This is a genomic window from Streptomyces sp. NPDC048018 (genome assembly GCF_043202995.1).
Lineage (GTDB): Bacteria > Actinomycetota > Actinomycetes > Streptomycetales > Streptomycetaceae > Streptomyces.
The window spans coordinates 110,785-126,976 of sequence record NZ_JBIDBK010000011.1; the positions used below are offsets into that span (position 1 = coordinate 110,785).

Consider the following 16,192-nt stretch of genomic DNA (forward strand, 5'->3'; position numbering starts at 1 on the left):
GGCGTCGAGAACCGGACAGTAACCTTACTTCCGAGTAAATCTAGGGCTCCGCAGGCGATTTGGACAGATCCCCGCCATGCCCGGTCAGCCGGCCCAGCCCCGTCCAGACGAGACCCATGAGCGTCGCGGCCGCCTGCCGCGGCGTCGTCCCGGCCGGCCCGTTCGCCCAGTTGGCCAGCGACTCCGCCGCCCCCACCAGCGCCTGGGCCAGCCCCTCCGCATCGCACGGCCCCTGCGCCGCGGCCCCGATCAGCTCCCCCACGTACCCCGCGATCTCGTCCCGCATCCGCTCCGCCTCCGTGGCGAACGGCTCCCCCTGCGCCCGCGCCTGCCGGCTCAGCACCGCCCACGCGTCCGGATGCTCCGCGGTGTGGGTGAAGAACGCCAGCAGCCCCGCCGCCAGTCGCTCCTCCGCCGCGCCCTCGCCCGCCACGGCGGCGGCCACCACGGCGAGCAGCGCCCGGGCCTCACGCCGGATGCACGAGGTGAACAGCTCCTCCTTGGAATGCAGGTAGAGATAGACCAACGGCTTGGAGACCCCGGACAGTTCGGCGATCTCGTCCATCGACGCCGCCTGGTACCCGCGCCGCCCGAACGTCCGCACGGCCGCGTCCATCATCTGCCGCTCGCGCACCTGGCGCGGCAGCCTCCTCGTCCCCGCCACGACACGTCACCCTAGTGGGATGCCGCCGGCCGATGAGTTTCGCCGCGATCATCGGTCATAGACCACGTACGGCAGGAACACGGCACCCCGAGACGCGCCACCGGCACGAGAGACCGAGGAATCACCATGCGCACCCTGATCAGCACCGCCTTCATCTCGCTCGACGGTGTCGTGGAGGCCCCCGGCGGCGAGCCCGGCTACCGCAACTCCGGCTGGACCTTCAAGCACACCGAGTTCCTCCCCGAGGCCTTCGAGATCAAGGGCCGGGAGCAGAAGGAGGCCGCCGCCATGCTCCTGGGCCGGGTCAGCTACGAGGCCTTCAGCCCCGTGTGGCCCGGCATGGCGGAGTTCGCCGACTACAAGGTCATGCCGAAGTACGTCGTCTCCACCACGCTCACCGAGGACGACCTGGTGTCCGACTGGGGCGAGACCACGATCCTGCGCTCGCTCGACGAGGTCGCCGCGCTGAAGGAGACCGAGGGCGGCCCGATCATCGTCCACGGCAGCGCCTCGCTCAACCGGGCCCTGTCCGACGCCGGCCTGATCGACCGCTACCACCTGCTCGTCTTCCCGCTCCTGCTCGGCGCCGGCAAGCGCCTGTTCAGCACCGCGGACAAGGACGCCCAGAAGCTGCGCCTGGTCGAGTACGAGGCCTACCCGAACGGCCTGCAGAAGCAGGTCTTCGACGTCGTCCGCTGAGCTGGCGCCCACCGGGACGGCCCGGGCCCGCCGGGCCGGCGAACGCCCGAGGCCCCTCCCCCCTCGCGGGGCAGGGGCCTCGGGCGTATGCGCTCCGGGCGTCCGGGGACGGGTCAGGCGGCGGCCTGGACCGGCACCTTGCGCTCGGCGTCCGGCGTCTCCGCCGGCTCGTCGACCGGGGAGCCCGAGGCGGACTCGTAGGCGGCGACGTCGAGGATCTTCTCGCGGGCCGAGACGATGACCGGGACCAGCGCCTGGCCCGCGACGTTCGTGGCCGTGCGCATCATGTCCAGGATCGGGTCGATCGCCATGAGCAGACCGACGCCCTCCAGGGGCAGGCCCAGGGTGGAGAGGGTCAGGGTGAGCATGACCGTCGCGCCGGTGAGGCCGGCGGTGGCCGCCGAGCCGATGACCGAGACGAAGGCGATCAGCAGGTACTCCTTGACGCCCAGCTGCACGTCGAAGATCTGCGCGATGAAGATCGCCGCGAGCGCCGGGTAGATCGCGGCGCAGCCGTCCATCTTCGTGGTGGCGCCGAACGGCACGGAGAAGGAGGCGTACTCCTTCGGGACGCCGAGGCGCTCGGTGACGCGCTGGGTGACCGGCATGGTGCCGACCGAGGAGCGGGACACGAAGGCGAGCTGGATGGCCGGCCAGGCGCCCTTGTAGAACTGCAGCGGGTTCAGCTTGGCGACCGTCGCGAGGAGCAGCGGGTAGACGCCGAAGAGGACCAGGGCGCAGCCGACGTAGACGTCGGCGGTGAAGGTGGCGTACTTGCCGATCAGGTCCCAGCCGTAGTCGACGATGGCGCGGCCGATGAGTCCGGCGGTGCCGATCGGGGCCAGCCGGATGACCCACCACAGGGCCTTCTGCAGCAGTTCGAGGACGGACTCGGAGAGGGTCAGGATCGGCTGCGCCCGGTCGCCGAGCTTGAGGGCGGCGATGCCGGCGACGGCGGCCATGAAGACGATCTGCAGGACGTTCAGTTCGGTGAACGGCGTGATGACGTCGGTCGGGACGATGCCGGTGAGGAAGTCGATCCAGCTGCCCTGGTGCTCGGGGAGCTTGCCGTCCTTCGGCGTGAGGCCGGTACCGGAGCCCGGGTTCGTGATCAGGCCGATGGCGAGGCCGATGGCGACCGCGATCAGCGAGGTGATCATGAACCAGACGAGGGTCTGCGCGGCGAGCCGGGCCGCGTTGTTGACCTTACGGAGGTTGGTGATCGAGACGAGGATGGCGAAGAAGACGAGCGGGGCGACGGCCAGCTTGAGCAGCTGGACGAAGATGCCGCCGACCTGGGAGAGGGTCTCCTGGAGCCAGCCGATGTCCTGGCTGCGGGCGAGCCAGCCGAGCAGCACGCCGAGGGCGAGGCCGGCGACGATCTGGGCCCAGAACGGGACCTTGGGTATGCGGGACGTCGTCACGGACGCGGACGAGGACGCGGACACGGACACACTCCACTGGTGCGTATCGGGGGAATACGGGGACGGGGGTGCGGCACACACGCGCTCCGGGCGCGGGCCGCTGCATGATGCCGGGTCAGAGCGAACGGCAACAGACCGCGGACGTACAGCGGCACAGATCGACGTGCAGGCGCGCCACGAGCGGGGTGCTCACGGCATCGGGGAGGCGCACTGCTGTCTTCATGGCCGATACGTTAACACTTGAACTTTGAGAACCTCAAAGCCCTTCTTTGAGACAGATTCGCGCCCGCGAGGCAGCCGAGACCTTCGAAACGCAGAACACCCCAGGCAGGAGCCTTGGAAGCTCCCGACCGGGGTGTTCTGCGTGTGAGGAACCTTACGGTCCCTTTATGTCGTTCAGACCGTGTCCTCGGCGGACCGGTTCGCCTCCAGGCGGCTCTTCGCCCGGTCGACCTTCGCCACGATGTCGACGCTCATCGCGTCCCGCTCCTTGCGCAGCAGCACGAAGCTGAGCGGGGCGGAGACCAGCACGGACAGCAGGAGGACCCAGAGCAGGTTGGAGTCGCCGAGGCCGCGCGGCAGCACGCCGACGTAGACCAGGCCCCACAGCGCGAGGAAGCTGCCGGCGAAGATGCCGAGGCGCATCAAGGTGTAGCGGAGCATGTCTGTCCCTCCCATACCGGACGAGCGTCCCTCCAGTGAAGCACGCGGCGGCCCGGAGCCCGGGAGCGGGGGGTTGAGCCGGGCAAATGTAATGGCTACTCTCGCAGCATGCCTCTTACCTTCCAGTTGGACCCGCCGGTCGGCCCCGCCCTGCGCGACGGTGTCCTCGCCCTCTGGGCGGACGTCTCCAACGCGGGCGGCGCCGTCGGCTTCGTCCCGCCGGTGACCCCGGAGGAGATCCGGCCCGCCCTGCTCCGGCACCTCGTGGGCATGGCGGAGGGCGGCACCCGGCTGCTGGTCGGCCGCGACGAGCACGGCGAGGTCGCCGCCACCGCCTTCTTCACGCACAACAGCCACCCCCTGATGACGCACTGGGTGTGGCTGTACACGGTGATGGTGCACCCCCGGCACCAGGGCAAGGGGTACGGACGCGACCTGATGGCGGCCGCCGAGGAGGCGGCCCGCACCGCCGAGGGCTTCGAGCACATCGAGGCCGTCCGGCTGACCTGCCGGGGCGGCACCGGCCTGGAGACCTTCTACGCGCGCGCCGGCTACAAGGAGGTCGGACGCGTCCCGGCCGCCATCCGGGTGGCCCCGGGCGACGACCGCGACGACGTCGTGATGCTGCTCCGGCTGACGTGACGCCGGGTCCGGACGGAAGGCCCCGGCCGGGCCTCAGACCCGCATCGGCTGCGGCGACTCGCGCAGCCCCGCGTCGGGGCCCGGGTACTCGCGGATGATCTCGTAGCGTGTGTTGCGCTCGACCGGACGGAAGCCGGCGTCCCGGATGAGGTCCAGGAGGTCGTCGCGGGTCAGCTTGTTCGGGGTGCCGTAGTTGTCGGCGTCGTGGGTGATCTTGTACTCGACGACCGAGCCGTCCATGTCGTCCGCGCCGTGCTGGAGCGCCAGCTGCGCGGTCTGGACTCCGTGCATCACCCAGAACACCTTGACGTGCGGGACGTTGTCGAAGAGCAGCCGGGAGACCGCGAAGGTCTTCAGCGCCTCCGCGCCCGTGGCCATCCGGGTCCGCGCCTGCAGGGTGTTGCGGACCTTGCCGTCCTTCACGTCCACGAAGTCGTGCTGGTAGCGCAGCGGGATGAAGACCTGGAAGCCGCCGGTCTCGTCCTGGAGCTCGCGCAGCCGCAGCACGTGGTCCACGCGGTGGCGCGGCTCCTCGATGTGGCCGTAGAGCATCGTGCTCGGGGTCTTCAGACCCTTCTCGTGCGCCAGCCGGTGGATCCGGGACCAGTCCTCCCAGTGCGTCCGGTGGTCCACGATGTGCTGCCGGACCTCCCAGTCGAAGATCTCGGCGCCGCCGCCGGTCAGCGACTCCAGGCCGGCCTCGATCAGCTCGTCGAGGATCTCGGAGGCCGAGAGGCCCGAGATGGTCTCGAAGTGGTGGATCTCGGTGGCGGTGAAGGCCTTGAGGGAGACGCCGGGCAGCGCCTTCTTGAGCTCCGAGAGCGAGCGCGGGTAGTAGCGCCAGGGCAGGTTGGGGTGCAGCCCGTTGACGATGTGGAGTTCGGTGAGGTTCTCGTTCTCCATCGCCTTCGCGAGGCGCACGGCCTCCTCGATGCGCATGGTGTACGCGTCCTTCTCGCCCGGCTTGCGCTGGAAGGAGCAGTAGGCGCAGGAGGCGGTGCAGACGTTGGTCATGTTCAGATGCCGGTTGACATTGAAGTGCACCACGTCGCCGTTCTTGCGGGTCCGGACCTCGTGGGCCAGACCGCCGAGCCAGGCGAGGTCGTCCGACGCGTACAGGGCGATGCCGTCCTCACGGCTCAGCCGCTCGCCGGCGAGGACCTTCTGCTCCAGCTCCCGCTTGAGCCCCGCGTCCATACGGTCGCCTCCCACTCTCATCTGCTGCGTTCAGGTGCCGAAAAGGCTTCCCCCACCGTACTCTCAGGCCTCTTCCGGCAGATCTCCGACCCGGTTCTCCCACTTGGTGGAGAGCACGATCGTGGTGCGGGTCCGCGAGACGCCCTTCGTGCCGCTGAGCCGGCGGATGGTCTTCTCCAGGCCGTCCACGTCGTCGGAGCGGACCTTGAGCATGAAGGAGTCGTCGCCGGCGATGAACCAGCAGTCCTCGATCTCGGCGAGGTCCTTCAGCCGGCGGGCCACGTCCTCGTGGTCGGCGGCGTCGGAGAGCGAGATGCCGATGAGGGCCGTCACGCCGAGGCCGAGCGAGGCGGCGTCGACGGTGGCGCGGTAGCCGGTGATGACTCCCGCCGCCTCCAGCCGGTTGATGCGGTCGGTGACGGAGGGGCCGGAGAGCCCGACGAGCCGGCCGAGCTCGGCGTACGAGGCCCTGCCGTTCTCGCGCAGAGCCTGGATGAGCTGCCTGTCCACGGCGTCCATAGGTATGAAGCCTTCCATTGTCCAGCGATACCGCGAGTTTGGGTATAGAATCTAAGGTACACAGGGGCCGACACCCTGTGAATCTTTCATCTGATCAAAGACGATCTTTCAGGAGTGGTGTTCACCGTGTACACGATCGAGATGGCCTACGCCCGAATGCGCGAGCTGCAGGACCTGGCCAACCGCTCGCGTGCCCACCAGCCGACCGCCTCGAAGCGCGCCGCGAAGAAGCGCGCCGCGAAGCGCTAATCGGAGGAGAGGGCTCCACCGAGCTCTCCCTCCCACCGGCGGTACAGCTCGTGCGGCACCCCCGCCGCGTCGAGCACCCGCCCGGCGACGAAGTCCACGAGATCCTGGATGTGCGTCGCCCCCGCGTAGAACGCCGGAGAGGCGGGCAGCACCACGGCGCCCGCCTCGTCCAGCGCCACCATGTGCCTGAGCGTCTGCCCGTTCAGCGGGGTCTCCCGTACGGCCACGACCAGCGGCCGCCGCTCCTTGAGCGTCACGCTCGCGACCCGCTGCAGCAAGTCCTTCGACAACCCGAGCGCGACCCCGGCCACGGCGGCCGTCGACGCCGGCACGATCAGCATCCCCTTGACGGCGTACGAGCCGGAGGACGGCCCTGCGGCCAGGTCCCCGGCCGCCCAGTGACGCACGTCGGCCACGTCCACGTCGAAGGTGTCCGGCTTCCCGTCGGCGCCCCGCGCCAGCCAGGCCGTCAGGTCGTCCCGCCAGTGCGCGTCCCGGAAGGCGATCCCCGTCTCGTCGAGCAGCGTCAGCCGCGAGGCCCGCGAGACGACCAGATCGACGCTCTCCCCCGCGGCGATCAGCCCTCGCAGCACGGCGGCGGCATAGGGCGTCCCCGACGCCCCTGACACCCCGACCACCCAGGGACGACGCTGCTGCTTGTTCTCCGGCTCCACGCCGACGAGCCTATCCGGCGGGGTCGGAACCGGCTGCGTCAGGCGGGGGAGTCCGGGCCGACGGCAGGCGTGCCCGCACCGCTCGGCCCGGGCCACGGGCCGGGGCGCCGAAGCGCGGCACCCCCGACCGGGTCACACGGACAGCCCGCGCACCAGCAGGTCGAGCAGCGCGCACACGAACAGGGCGATGCCGATGAAGCCGTTGACCGTGAAGAACGCCCGGTTCAGGCGGGACAGGTCGTGCGGCTTCACGATCGAGTGCTCGTAGCAGAAGGCGGCCGCCACGATCACCAGGCCGGCCCAGAAGAAGACGCCGGCGCCGCTCGCCAGGGCGTACCAGACCAGCAGCCCGGTGGTGACGACCGCGGAACCGCGGGCGCCCCACAGCGCGGCCGGGACGCCGAAGCGGGCCGGGACCGACATCACGCCGTGGGCACGGTCCGCCTGGACGTCCTGGCAGGCGAAGATCAGGTCGAAGCCGCCGATCCAGATGCCGACCGCGAGGCCCAGGATCACCGCGTCCCAGGACCACGCGCCGGACACCGCGAGCCAGGCCCCGATCGGGCCGATGGACTGGGCGAGCCCGAGGATCGCGTGCGGGAAGTTCGTGAACCGCTTGCCGTAGGGATAGACCACCATCGGGATGACGGCGAGCGGCGCGAGCGCCAGGCAGAGCGGGTTGAGCAGGGCCGCCGCGCCGAGGAAGACGACGACGGCGACACCGGCGCCGGTCCAGGCCGAGCGCACCGACACCGCGCCCGTGACCAGCTCCCGGTTCGCGGTGCGCGGGTTCCGGGCGTCGATCTCGCGGTCGATGATCCGGTTGCAGGCCATGGCGAAGGTCCGCAGACCCACCATGCACACGGTCACCAGGAACAGCGTCCACCAGTGGATCCGCCGGTCCAGCTGGTACATCGCGGTGAGCGAGGCGATGTACGCGAAGGGCAGCGCGAAGACCGAGTGCTCGATCATCACGAGGCGGAGGAAGGCTTTCGTGCGGCCCGGCTGCGCGCCGGGCACCGCTGCCGTGGTCACAGGCCGTACTCCTTCCAGCGGCGGTCCACCAGGGCCGCCGTCGCCGGGTCCGACTCGACCATGTCGGGCCAGCCGCCGTCGCGCGTGTAGCCCTCCTCGGGCAGCTTCCGCGTGGCGTCGATGCCCGCCTTGCCACCCCAGAACTGCTGGTACGAGGCGTGGTCCAGGTGGTCCACCGGACCCTCGACGACCGTCAGGTCGCGGGCGTAGTCGGTGTTGCCGAGGGCCCGCCAGGACACCTCGTGCAGGTCGTGGACGTCGCAGTCCTTGTCGACCACGACGATCAGCTTGGTCAGCGACATCATGTGCGCGCCCCAGATGGCGTGCATGACCTTCTGCGCGTGCTTCGGGTACTTCTTGTCGATCGACACGATCGCGCAGTTGTGGAAGCCGCCCGACTCCGGCAGGTGGTAGTCCACGATGTCCGGCACGATGATCTTGAGGAGCGGCAGGAAGAAGCGCTCCGTGGCGCGGCCCAGCGGGCCGTCCTCGGTCGGCGGGCGGCCGACCACGATCGACTGCAGCAGCGGGCGCCGCCGCATGGTGACGCAGTCGATCGTCAGCGCGGGGAACGGCTCCTGCGGCGTGTAGAAGCCGGTGTGGTCGCCGAACGGACCTTCGGGCAGCATCTCGCCCGGCTCCAGCCAGCCCTCGATCACGACCTCCGCCTGGGCCGGGACCTGGAGCGGGACGGTCTTGCAGTCCACCATCTCGATCCGCTTGCCCTGCACGAAGCCGGCGAAGAGGTACTCGTCGATGTCGCCCGGCAGCGGCGCCGTCGAGGCGTACGTGACGGCCGGCGGGCAGCCGAAGGCGATCGCGACCGGCAGCCGCTCGCCCCGCTCCGCGGCCACCGCGTAGTGGTTGCGGCTGTCCTTGTGGATCTGCCAGTGCATGCCGATGGTGCGCTTGTCGTGGCGCTGGAGGCGGTAGAGGCCGAGGTTGCGGACCCCGGTCTCCGGGTGCTTGGTGTGGGTCAGACCCAGGTTGAAGAAGGAGCCGCCGTCCTTCGGCCAGGTGAAGAGCGCGGGCAGCCGGTCCAGGTCGACGTCGTCGCCGGTGAGCACGACCTCCTGGACGGGGGCGTCGCCCGACTTCACCTTCTTCGGCGGCACGTGGACCATCGAGCCCAGCTTGCCGAAGGCCTCCCGGACCCCGACGAAGCCGTGCGGCAGCTCCGGGCGGAGCAGCCCGCCGATCTTCTCGCTGATCTCCTCGTACGACTTCAGGCCCAGTGCCTTCAGGAGCCGCCGGTCCGTCCCGAAGACGTTCATCGCGAGCGGCATGGCGGAGCCCTTGACGTTCTCGAAGAGCAGCGCCGGACCTCCCGCCTTGTTCACGCGGTCGACGATCTCCCCGACCTCCAGGTACGGGTCGACTTCGGCCTTGATGCGCTTGAGGTCGCCTTCGCGCTCGAGGGCCCTGAGCAGCGAGCGGAGATCGTCGTAAGCCATAAGGGCCAGTATCGGTCACCGGATAGGCTGGGCCCGTCACCGGGGCCGCCGAAACGCGCTCCCGCCACCGCTTCCAGGGGGCTGTCCCACATGCTCAGGGCGCTGCTTTTCATCCTGCCGCTGGCACTGATGATCTACGCCTTCATCGACTGCCTGAACACCCCGGAAGAGGAGGTCAAGCACCTGCCGAAGCCGGTCTGGGCCATCGTGATCCTGCTGTTCTCCGTGGTCGGCGCGATCGGCTGGATCGCCGCGGGCAAGGAGCGCGCGCCCAGGAGCCGGCGCGGGGCGGGCGGCTGGGTGGCCCCCGACGACAACCCGGAGTTCCTGAAGTCCCTCGGGGACGACGCCCCCGGGAAGCGGGCCGACGCCTCCGCCGGGCGGGACGACGAGTCCCTCCTCGAGGACTGGGAGGCCGACCTGCGCCGCCGCGAGGAGGAGCTGAAGCGCCGCGAGCAGGAGCGCGGCGGGGAGAAGGACAGCTGATGGAGCTGCGGCTCCTCGTCACCTTCGAGAAGGTCGCCACGGTGCTGTCCTTCACCCGGGCCGCCGCCGAGCTCGCCTACGCGCAGTCCAGCGTCACCTCGCAGATCCGCGCGCTGGAGTCCGCGCTGGGCACCGAGCTCTTCGAACGGCTCGGCTCCCGCATCCGGCTCACCGAGTCCGGCGAGCGGCTCCTGCCGTACGCCCGGCAGATCATCGAGCTCACCGAGGAGGCCAGGACCGCGGTCACGGCCGGCGGCGAACCGGCGGGCACGATCGCCGTGGGCACCATGGAGTCGCTGACCTCCTACCGGCTGCCGCCGCTCCTGGAGCTCTTCCACCACCGCTATCCCGGGGTACGGCTCGCGCTGCGCCCCACCCTCGGCGACGCGACCCGGCAGGCCCTGCGCCAGGGGACGTACGACCTGGGCCTGCTGATGGAGCGGGAGACCGAGCACGAGGGCCTGGAGAGCGAGGTCCTCACCCGGGAGCCGCTGGTCCTGGTGGCCTCGCCGCGCCACCCGCTGGCCGGCCGGAGCGGTCTGACGCCCGCGGACCTGGCGGCCACCGGCCTGGTGGGCACGGAGCCGGGCTGCGCCTACCGGGACCTCTTCGAGGCGGAGCTGGCACCGCACGGGCCGGTCTTCACCGAGTACGGCACGATCGAGGCGAGCAAGCGGGGCGTCGCCGCGGGCCTCGGGATCGCGCTGCTGCCCCGGATCGCCGTCGCTGGGGAGCTGGCGTCCGGGGCGCTGGTGGCGCTGGACTGGGAGCCGCCGTTCAGCCTGTTCACGCAGATCGCGTGGCGGCGGGGGAAGCGCCTTCCGGCGCATGTGCGGCTGTTCGTGGAGCAGACGAGACGACTCGTCCGCGAGGAGCTCCCTGAGCCCCCGCCAGGGTCACCCTGAGCCCGGCCAGCACGATCAGCGGGACGCCGAGCGCCTGGACGAGGCCGATGTGGTGTCCGTACACGGCCCAGTCGGCGAACATCGCGACGGCCGGGTAGGTGAAGGCGAGCACCGCGATCCGGGCGGTGGGCAGCTTGGCGTAGGCCGCGTACATCAGCACGTACATCAGTCCGGTGTGGATGACCCCGAGCCCGGCCAGCCATCCCCACCCGCCGCCGAGCCGGCCGGCCGCGCCGAAGTCGGCGAAGGGCAGCAGGAGCGGGATGCCGACGGTGACCTGGACGAGCGCGACGAGATGGGGCCGTACGCCGCTGATCCGCTTGGTGACGATCGTCGACAGCGCGTAGAGCACGGCGGCGCCGAGCGCGAGCCCGAGCCCCTTGAGCGAGGCGGTGTCCCCCGGCCGCACCCCGGACACGAGCACCAGCCCGGCGAAGGCGACGCCCAGCCACCCCAGCTTCGCGGCGCTGATCCGCTCCCGCAGGACGACCGCGCCGAGCAGCACGAGGAAGAACGGCTGCGTGTGGTAGACGACGGTGGCGAAGGAGATCGAGGTGACCTCGTACGCCTCGAAGAGCAGCACCCAGTTGAAGACGATGAACATCCCGCCGAGCGCGGCGAGCCCGAACTTCCGCGGGGTGAGGCCGTGCCCGGTGAAGAAGCCGCGGGCCAGGCTGTACAAGCCGAGCGCGACGGCCCCGAAGAGGCACCGGAAGAAGACGACGTCGAAGGGCGAGGCGCCCGACTCGACGACGAAGACGCCGAGGGTGCCGGAGAGCACCATGGCGAGGGTGAGTTCGACGGTTCCCCTGGTCTCGTTTCTCATGACAGCGACGCTACGGAGCGCCCGGGGCCCGGTCCACGAGCCAGTGGGGCGTCCTGCCGATGGGCCCATCGGGGCAACCGATGGGGTCCCGTGCGGGCCCGGCCGGCAGCACCGCCCCCTACCGACCGGCGTGGCAGGCGCACACGCACACGCACACGAGATACCGGACTCCCGGCACCCCTGAATCGCGGGGCACGTGGTCCCGGCACCGGTCGTGCAGACCGGCCGAGCGGCGCGGTGACCGGAACTCCGGTTCCGGCAGGCGCTCGAGGAACCTCCGCCCTCCGGCCCCCGCACGAGCACGGAGTGGCGGACTCAGAGCCGCCGGTGGCACGGGAACGCCCTGCTGCGGTTCATCACCGTCCGTCGTTCCCAGGCTTCCCGCCGCGTGATCCGGCCCGCCCGACGGGGAAGGCCTTCCCCATGGAAGAGCTGGACCAGGACCAGGCGCGCCACTGGCTCGCGACGGCCGTCGCCGAGGCGCGGGCCGGGCTCGCCGAGGGCGGGATCCCGATCGGGGCCGCGCTCTACGGTGCCGACGGCGCGCTGCTCGGGCGCGGGCACAACCGGCGGGTGCAGGACGGGGACCCGTCGGCGCACGCGGAGACGGACGCGTTCCGGGCCGCCGGGCGGCAGCGCTCGTACCGGGGCACGACCATGGTGACCACCCTCTCGCCGTGCTGGTACTGCTCCGGGCTCGTCCGGCAGTTCGGGATCTCCCGGCTGGTGGTCGGGGAGGCGCGGACCTTCCACGGCGGCCACGACTGGCTCGCGGAGCACGGCGTCGAGGTGCTGGTGCTCGACGACCCCGAATGCGCCTCCCTGATGCGGGAGTTCGTCGAGGCGCACCCCGCACTGTGGAACGAGGACATCGGCGACGACTAGGACCCCTCCGGCAACGGGCGGGCCGGACCCGGCGGGAACCGCCGGACAGGCCCTGGGTGGCGTTCCGGCGGCGCCGGATCACGCGCGCCGGGTGACGACTCGGCAGCCACCTGCCGAAAAGCCTGGCAGATCCCCAACTGCACGTCGATAATTCGGACTTGAAGATGTGACGGGGCACGTCTGGTGGGGATTCGGGGGTGGCGGGTGGACAGGGTCCTGCACGGCCGCGAGGCGGTGCTCCATCGCACGGGGCTCGCCGCGCGTCTCATCGGGCTCGACGGCGGGTCACTCGCCCGCGTCCCCTACGAGCACGGCGACGACCCGCCCGTGGTCGTCTTCACCGGCGGGCGCGGCATGGGTAAGACGGCCCTGCTCAAGCAGCTGCGCAACAGCTACCGGGGCGCCACTCCGCTGGCCTACCTGGACTGCGCGCACCTGGAGCCGCCCGCCGACCACGGGCCCGGCTGGACGGAGCGGACCGGGGCGCTCGCCGAGCTCGCCGTCCAGCTGTCGCCGCGGGTCACCGGGGCCAGGCCCGTGCAGTTCCCGCGGCTCTCCCTGGGGCTGGTCGCCGTCGCCTCCCTCGGCTGGACGCAGGAGGACGAGGAGCGGGCCCAGCGCGACCTGCAGCGGCTCGGGCCGGTGCTGTCCACCGTCGACGCCACCAAGGGCGCGGCGACCAACTGGGTCACCAAGGTCCTCACCAAGCTGGCCGCCACCTTCGCCGAGACCGCCGCCCCGCTCGCCGGGCTGCTCGCCGAGGCGACGGTCGAGACGGTCCTGGAGGAGGTCTTCGGCCGGGTCCAGCAGAAGTCCGAGGGCTGGTACGGGAGTTACCGCAACGCCGGCGGGCGCGGCAAGGCCGGACTCCAGCAGCTCGCCATCGACTTCGCCCAGGGCGGCCGGCGCCGCCAGGAGGCCGAGGACTTCCTCGTCGGCGCACTCGTCGAGGACCTGGGCCAGGCCTACCGGGGCCTGACCCGGGTCGGCACCCGGCGCGGCCGCCCCGTCCTGCTGCTCGACAACGCGCACGGCGAACTGGGCCGCCGGCTGGTCGAACCGATCCTGCGGGCCCGCCACGACGGCCGCCGCGACAAGCTCGTGGTGCTGGCCGCCTCCCGGGTCCGCGAGCACGAGGGCATGCGGCACGCCCACCGGCTGCGGCTGCCCGAGACCGCCCACCGGGCCCCCGCCCCGCGCGGCGGCGACGTCACCTCCGGCATCCTGGCCGTCGAACTCACCCCGCTGTCCCCCGCCCAGACCCAGTCCGCCTTCGACCGGCTCGACCCGTCCGGGCTCACCCCGGCCGACCTGGCCCGCGGCGTGCACCGGCTCACCGGCGGCCGGCCGCTCGGCGTGATGCTGCTCGGGCAGGCCGCAGCCGAGGCGCCGCGCGCCGAACGGGCCGGCCTCACGCCCGGCGCCCTGCTCGACCTGACCGTCGAGCTGCGCGAGGACGCCCCGCCGGTGCCCGTCGCGCCCGCGCTGCTCGGTGCGCTCCTGCCGCAGCCGCGGCTGGAGCCGTTCACCGTGCTCGCCGCCGCCCACGACGAGGAGTCGGCCCGGCTGCTCGCCCGCACCCGGCTGCACACCGAGTCCCGCGACGGCGACATGGCGCTGCGGGTCCGCGACGAGCTGCGCGCCGAGGACTGGCCGGAAGGTCCCGAACACTTCGTCGCCGACCCGCTGCTGCGCGCCCTGCTGCTGCACCGGCTGCGCTTCGGGGACGCCGACCACCCCCGCCACGCGGCGTGGCGCGCGGTCCACGAGACCCTGCACGGGCACTACCGGCGCGACCCGGACCTCCCGTACCGGCTGCACCACGAACTGGCCCTGGGGCGCTCCGAGGGCGCCGTGGCCCATCTGCGCGGCACGTTCGCCGAACCGGACGTGCTGGGCTGGCTGGGCCGGCTGCGGTTCGTCGCCTCCGCCCCCTACCCGCGGGACCCGCACACCGCGGGCCCCGATCCGCGCCGGGCCGCCGCGCTCGGCCAGGACCCGCCCGGCCCGCTGCCCGACGGGCTCGACACCGAGGCGACCGCGCTCCACCTCTCCGTACGGCGCCTGCTGCACGCCGTATGGCTGCTGACCGATCCGCTCGCCCTGCCCGACGGCGAGGTGACCGAGAAGCTGGCACACGAGCTGCGCCAGCTGTCCGGCCGCCATCTGACGGGCAACAGCCCCCTGTGGGACGCGGCCACCCACTGGCCGAGGGACATCCACGCCTGGCGCCGGCTCTCGCTGCCGCCCGGCCGCGAGGACGGAGTCTGAGCCGATGCCCAACCGGCTGCGCAACCGCTACCTCTTCACCCCACGACAGAAGTTCTTCGCCGCCCTGCTGGCCCTCGTCGTCGTCGGGCTGCCGCTCGGCTGGGCCGTGCAGCGGGCGACCACCCCGGAGGACCGTTCCTGCGCGCCGGGTGTCGCCCGCCCGCAGGGCTCCGAGGAGTGCGTCGGCGTCAACGGCCGCGACGGCTACGCCTTCGGCGTGCCCGAACTCGCCGAGGTCGCCGCGCTCATCGGCGCCGAGAACGCCACCCTGAAGCCCGACGAATACGCCACCGTCGCCGTCCTGCTGCCGCTGACCTCCCCCGACCCCGGCATGCGCGTCAAGGTCCTGCACGAGGTGCAGGGCGCCTACGCCCGCCAGTACCGGGCCAACCACGAGTCCAACAGCGAGACCCCGAAGATCCGGCTGGTGCTCGCCAACACGGGCCGCAACAACGCCCACTGGCAGACCACCGTGGACCAGCTGAAGGCCATGACCGCCGCCCCCGACCGGCTGCGCGCGGTCACCGGCGTCGCCACCTCCTCCGCCGAGATACGGCAGGCGGTGGCCGCGCTCACCGGCGCCGGCATCGCCGTGGTCGGCACCACCATCACCGCCGACGACATCGCCAACGGCCCCGGCCACAACCGCTTCCCCGGCCTCGCCCGGGTCTCCCCCACCAACGGCGACGAGGCCAGGGCCCTCGCCCACTTCGGCAGGGTGAACGCCGCCAGGGCGCTGCTCGTCCAGGACACCCGCAGCGGCGACCACTACACCGACACCCTCAAGTCGGCCTTCTCCGCCTCCCTCAAGGGCGCCCCCTACGAACCGCAGCTGTTCACCTCACCCGCCGACCCCACCGACGAGGGCACCACCGCCAACACCTTCCGGCAGATCACCCACCTCATCTGCGACACCCGCGCCGAGACGGTCTTCTTCGCCGGCCGCCACACCCAGCTGCGCCAGTTCATCAACGCGCTGGGCGCCCGCGGCTGCGCCGAGCGAGCCTTCACCGTCCTCACCGGCGACGAGGGCTCCTACCTGGGCGCCGACAGACTGCTCGACCGCAGGGCCCTCAGGTCCCGGCTGACCGTCCGCTACGCCTCCCTCGCCCACCCCGACGCCTGGCTCCCGGCGCCCGGCCGGACGGTCCCGGCGACGGGCGGTTCGACGGTCGCGTACAAGACCTTCGTGACGGACGTCGCCCGCGCCTCGAAGGAGCCGGTCGCCCTCGCCGACGGGCAGGCGATCGTCGCCTACGACGCGATGGCGACCGCCGTCCACGCGATCCGCCAGGCCACCCCGGACGGCGCGGCCTTCCCGGAGCTCGCCGACGTGCCCACCCAGTGGCCGCAGGTCAAGGGATCGCTGCGGGTGCAGGGCGCGAGCGGCTGGATCTGCCTGGACAACTTCGGCAACCCGTACAACAAGGCCGTCCCCGTCGTCGAGCTCGCCCAGGACGGTTCCCAGCGCTTCGTCGCCCTCGCCTGGCCGGAGGGCCTGCCGCCGGCCGCCTCGTGCCTGCCTCCCCGCAGGGGGTGAGCCCCCGGGCGGCATCCTCCGACCGGGCCGGGACGGCGGGCCGGGCGGGCGGTGAGGGG

Annotated in this window: 18 protein-coding genes; 8 read left to right on the plus strand and 10 right to left on the minus strand. The window is 71.8% G+C overall.

Annotated elements, in window-relative coordinates; translation table 11 throughout:
• Positions 1-40: 40 nt before the first annotated feature.
• The gene (locus ACGF1Z_RS31650) at positions 41-619 is read right to left on the minus strand and encodes a TetR/AcrR family transcriptional regulator (RefSeq protein ID WP_393009542.1); all 579 of its coding nucleotides are present in this window, start codon (positions 617-619) and stop codon (positions 41-43) included.
• 171 nt (positions 620-790) lie between these two features.
• Between ACGF1Z_RS31650 and ACGF1Z_RS31655 the strand changes: the two genes are divergently transcribed.
• A complete protein-coding gene (locus ACGF1Z_RS31655; RefSeq protein WP_393009479.1) occupies positions 791-1,363 on the plus strand; it encodes a dihydrofolate reductase family protein in 573 nt (190 codons plus the stop codon).
• A 113-nt stretch (positions 1,364-1,476) separates the two neighbouring features.
• Here ACGF1Z_RS31655 and ACGF1Z_RS31660 read toward each other — a convergent pair whose 3' ends face one another.
• The 3 genes from ACGF1Z_RS31660 to ACGF1Z_RS31670 all read right to left on the minus strand — a co-directional run bounded on the left by ACGF1Z_RS31660 (position 1,477) and on the right by ACGF1Z_RS31670 (position 3,450).
• Positions 1,477-2,817 carry a dicarboxylate/amino acid:cation symporter gene (locus ACGF1Z_RS31660; RefSeq protein ID WP_393009480.1) on the minus strand — a complete coding sequence of 447 codons (1,341 nt, stop codon included), beginning with the start codon at positions 2,815-2,817 and terminating at the stop codon, positions 1,477-1,479.
• Positions 2,818-2,902: 85 nt separating this feature from the next.
• The gene (locus tag ACGF1Z_RS31665) at positions 2,903-3,010 is read right to left on the minus strand and encodes a putative leader peptide (protein ID WP_393009481.1); all 108 of its coding nucleotides are present in this window, start codon (positions 3,008-3,010) and stop codon (positions 2,903-2,905) included.
• 173 nt (positions 3,011-3,183) lie between these two features.
• Positions 3,184-3,450, minus strand: a complete 267-nt coding sequence (locus ACGF1Z_RS31670; protein ID WP_393009482.1) for a DUF4229 domain-containing protein — start codon at positions 3,448-3,450, stop codon at positions 3,184-3,186.
• Between the two features lie 108 nt (positions 3,451-3,558).
• Here ACGF1Z_RS31670 and ACGF1Z_RS31675 point away from each other — a divergent pair, with 108 nt between their 5' ends.
• A complete protein-coding gene (locus ACGF1Z_RS31675) occupies positions 3,559-4,092 on the plus strand; it encodes a GNAT family N-acetyltransferase (protein WP_393009483.1) in 534 nt (177 codons plus the stop codon).
• Positions 4,093-4,125: 33 nt separating this feature from the next.
• Here the strand turns inward: ACGF1Z_RS31675 and mqnE are convergent, their stop codons facing one another.
• Entirely contained in the window at positions 4,126-5,289 is a 1,164-nt protein-coding gene (mqnE, locus tag ACGF1Z_RS31680; RefSeq protein WP_393009484.1) for an aminofutalosine synthase MqnE, read from the minus strand.
• A 63-nt stretch (positions 5,290-5,352) separates the two neighbouring features.
• The gene (locus tag ACGF1Z_RS31685) at positions 5,353-5,808 is read right to left on the minus strand and encodes an Lrp/AsnC family transcriptional regulator (protein WP_376636932.1); all 456 of its coding nucleotides are present in this window, start codon (positions 5,806-5,808) and stop codon (positions 5,353-5,355) included.
• 114 nt (positions 5,809-5,922) lie between these two features.
• Here ACGF1Z_RS31685 and ACGF1Z_RS31690 point away from each other — a divergent pair, with 114 nt between their 5' ends.
• On the plus strand, positions 5,923-6,057 hold the full coding sequence (locus ACGF1Z_RS31690; RefSeq protein ID WP_393009485.1) for a hypothetical protein: 135 nt from the start codon (positions 5,923-5,925) through the stop codon (positions 6,055-6,057).
• Here the strand turns inward: ACGF1Z_RS31690 and ACGF1Z_RS31695 are convergent.
• The 3 genes from ACGF1Z_RS31695 to ACGF1Z_RS31705 all read right to left on the minus strand — a co-directional run bounded on the left by ACGF1Z_RS31695 (position 6,054) and on the right by ACGF1Z_RS31705 (position 9,220).
• Positions 6,054-6,731, minus strand: a complete 678-nt coding sequence (locus tag ACGF1Z_RS31695; protein WP_393009486.1) for a UbiX family flavin prenyltransferase — start codon at positions 6,729-6,731, stop codon at positions 6,054-6,056. The genes ACGF1Z_RS31690 and ACGF1Z_RS31695 overlap by 4 nt on opposite strands.
• Positions 6,732-6,863: 132 nt before the next feature.
• On the minus strand, positions 6,864-7,766 hold the full coding sequence (gene mqnP, locus ACGF1Z_RS31700) for a menaquinone biosynthesis prenyltransferase MqnP (RefSeq protein WP_393009487.1): 903 nt from the start codon (positions 7,764-7,766) through the stop codon (positions 6,864-6,866).
• Positions 7,763-9,220, minus strand: coding sequence for a menaquinone biosynthesis decarboxylase (locus ACGF1Z_RS31705; protein WP_393009488.1), 1,458 nt, complete (start codon positions 9,218-9,220; stop codon positions 7,763-7,765). The genes mqnP and ACGF1Z_RS31705 overlap by 4 nt, the downstream gene beginning before the upstream one ends.
• Positions 9,221-9,310: 90 nt before the next feature.
• On the opposite strand from ACGF1Z_RS31705, the gene ACGF1Z_RS31710 reads away from it, so the two are divergent.
• Together ACGF1Z_RS31710 and ACGF1Z_RS31715 are read left to right on the plus strand one after the other, a co-directional pair.
• Entirely contained in the window at positions 9,311-9,706 is a 396-nt protein-coding gene (locus ACGF1Z_RS31710) for a PLD nuclease N-terminal domain-containing protein (protein ID WP_393009489.1), read from the plus strand.
• A complete protein-coding gene (locus tag ACGF1Z_RS31715; RefSeq protein ID WP_393009490.1) occupies positions 9,706-10,611 on the plus strand; it encodes a LysR family transcriptional regulator in 906 nt (301 codons plus the stop codon). The genes ACGF1Z_RS31710 and ACGF1Z_RS31715 overlap by 1 nt, the downstream gene beginning before the upstream one ends.
• Here ACGF1Z_RS31715 and ACGF1Z_RS31720 read toward each other — a convergent pair.
• Entirely contained in the window at positions 10,493-11,437 is a 945-nt protein-coding gene (locus ACGF1Z_RS31720; RefSeq protein ID WP_393009491.1) for a DMT family transporter, read from the minus strand. The genes ACGF1Z_RS31715 and ACGF1Z_RS31720 overlap by 119 nt on opposite strands.
• Before the next feature lie 423 nt (positions 11,438-11,860).
• On the opposite strand from ACGF1Z_RS31720, the gene ACGF1Z_RS31725 reads away from it, so the two are divergent.
• From ACGF1Z_RS31725 to ACGF1Z_RS31735, 3 genes are all read left to right on the plus strand, one after another.
• The gene (locus ACGF1Z_RS31725; protein WP_393009492.1) at positions 11,861-12,322 is read left to right on the plus strand and encodes a nucleoside deaminase; all 462 of its coding nucleotides are present in this window, start codon (positions 11,861-11,863) and stop codon (positions 12,320-12,322) included.
• Positions 12,323-12,526: 204 nt separating this feature from the next.
• Positions 12,527-14,593, plus strand: a complete 2,067-nt coding sequence (locus ACGF1Z_RS31730) for a hypothetical protein (protein WP_393009493.1) — start codon at positions 12,527-12,529, stop codon at positions 14,591-14,593.
• A 4-nt stretch (positions 14,594-14,597) separates the two neighbouring features.
• Positions 14,598-16,133, plus strand: coding sequence for an ABC transporter substrate-binding protein (locus ACGF1Z_RS31735; protein ID WP_393009494.1), 1,536 nt, complete (start codon positions 14,598-14,600; stop codon positions 16,131-16,133).
• The last annotated feature ends 59 nt before the right edge of the window (positions 16,134-16,192 follow it).

Bases quoted from the DNA above. Each gene is read 5' to 3' on its own strand.
- ACGF1Z_RS31725 (WP_393009492.1), top strand. From the start codon at position 11,861: ATGGAAGAGCTGGACCAGGACCAGGCGCGCCACTGGCTCGCGACGGCC.
- ACGF1Z_RS31675 (WP_393009483.1), top strand. From the start codon at position 3,559: ATGCCTCTTACCTTCCAGTTGGACCCGCCGGTCGGCCCCGCCCTGCGC.
- ACGF1Z_RS31720 (WP_393009491.1), bottom strand. From the start codon at position 11,437: ATGAGAAACGAGACCAGGGGAACCGTCGAACTCACCCTCGCCATGGTG.
- ACGF1Z_RS31670 (WP_393009482.1), bottom strand. From the start codon at position 3,450: ATGCTCCGCTACACCTTGATGCGCCTCGGCATCTTCGCCGGCAGCTTC.
- ACGF1Z_RS31735 (WP_393009494.1), top strand. From the start codon at position 14,598: ATGCCCAACCGGCTGCGCAACCGCTACCTCTTCACCCCACGACAGAAG.
- ACGF1Z_RS31655 (WP_393009479.1), top strand. From the start codon at position 791: ATGCGCACCCTGATCAGCACCGCCTTCATCTCGCTCGACGGTGTCGTG.
- mqnE (WP_393009484.1), bottom strand. From the start codon at position 5,289: ATGGACGCGGGGCTCAAGCGGGAGCTGGAGCAGAAGGTCCTCGCCGGC.
- ACGF1Z_RS31705 (WP_393009488.1), bottom strand. From the start codon at position 9,220: ATGGCTTACGACGATCTCCGCTCGCTGCTCAGGGCCCTCGAGCGCGAA.
- ACGF1Z_RS31715 (WP_393009490.1), top strand. From the start codon at position 9,706: ATGGAGCTGCGGCTCCTCGTCACCTTCGAGAAGGTCGCCACGGTGCTG.
- ACGF1Z_RS31685 (WP_376636932.1), bottom strand. From the start codon at position 5,808: ATGGACGCCGTGGACAGGCAGCTCATCCAGGCTCTGCGCGAGAACGGC.
- ACGF1Z_RS31650 (WP_393009542.1), bottom strand. From the start codon at position 619: ATGATGGACGCGGCCGTGCGGACGTTCGGGCGGCGCGGGTACCAGGCG.
- ACGF1Z_RS31710 (WP_393009489.1), top strand. From the start codon at position 9,311: ATGCTCAGGGCGCTGCTTTTCATCCTGCCGCTGGCACTGATGATCTAC.
- ACGF1Z_RS31665 (WP_393009481.1), bottom strand. From the start codon at position 3,010: ATGAAGACAGCAGTGCGCCTCCCCGATGCCGTGAGCACCCCGCTCGTG.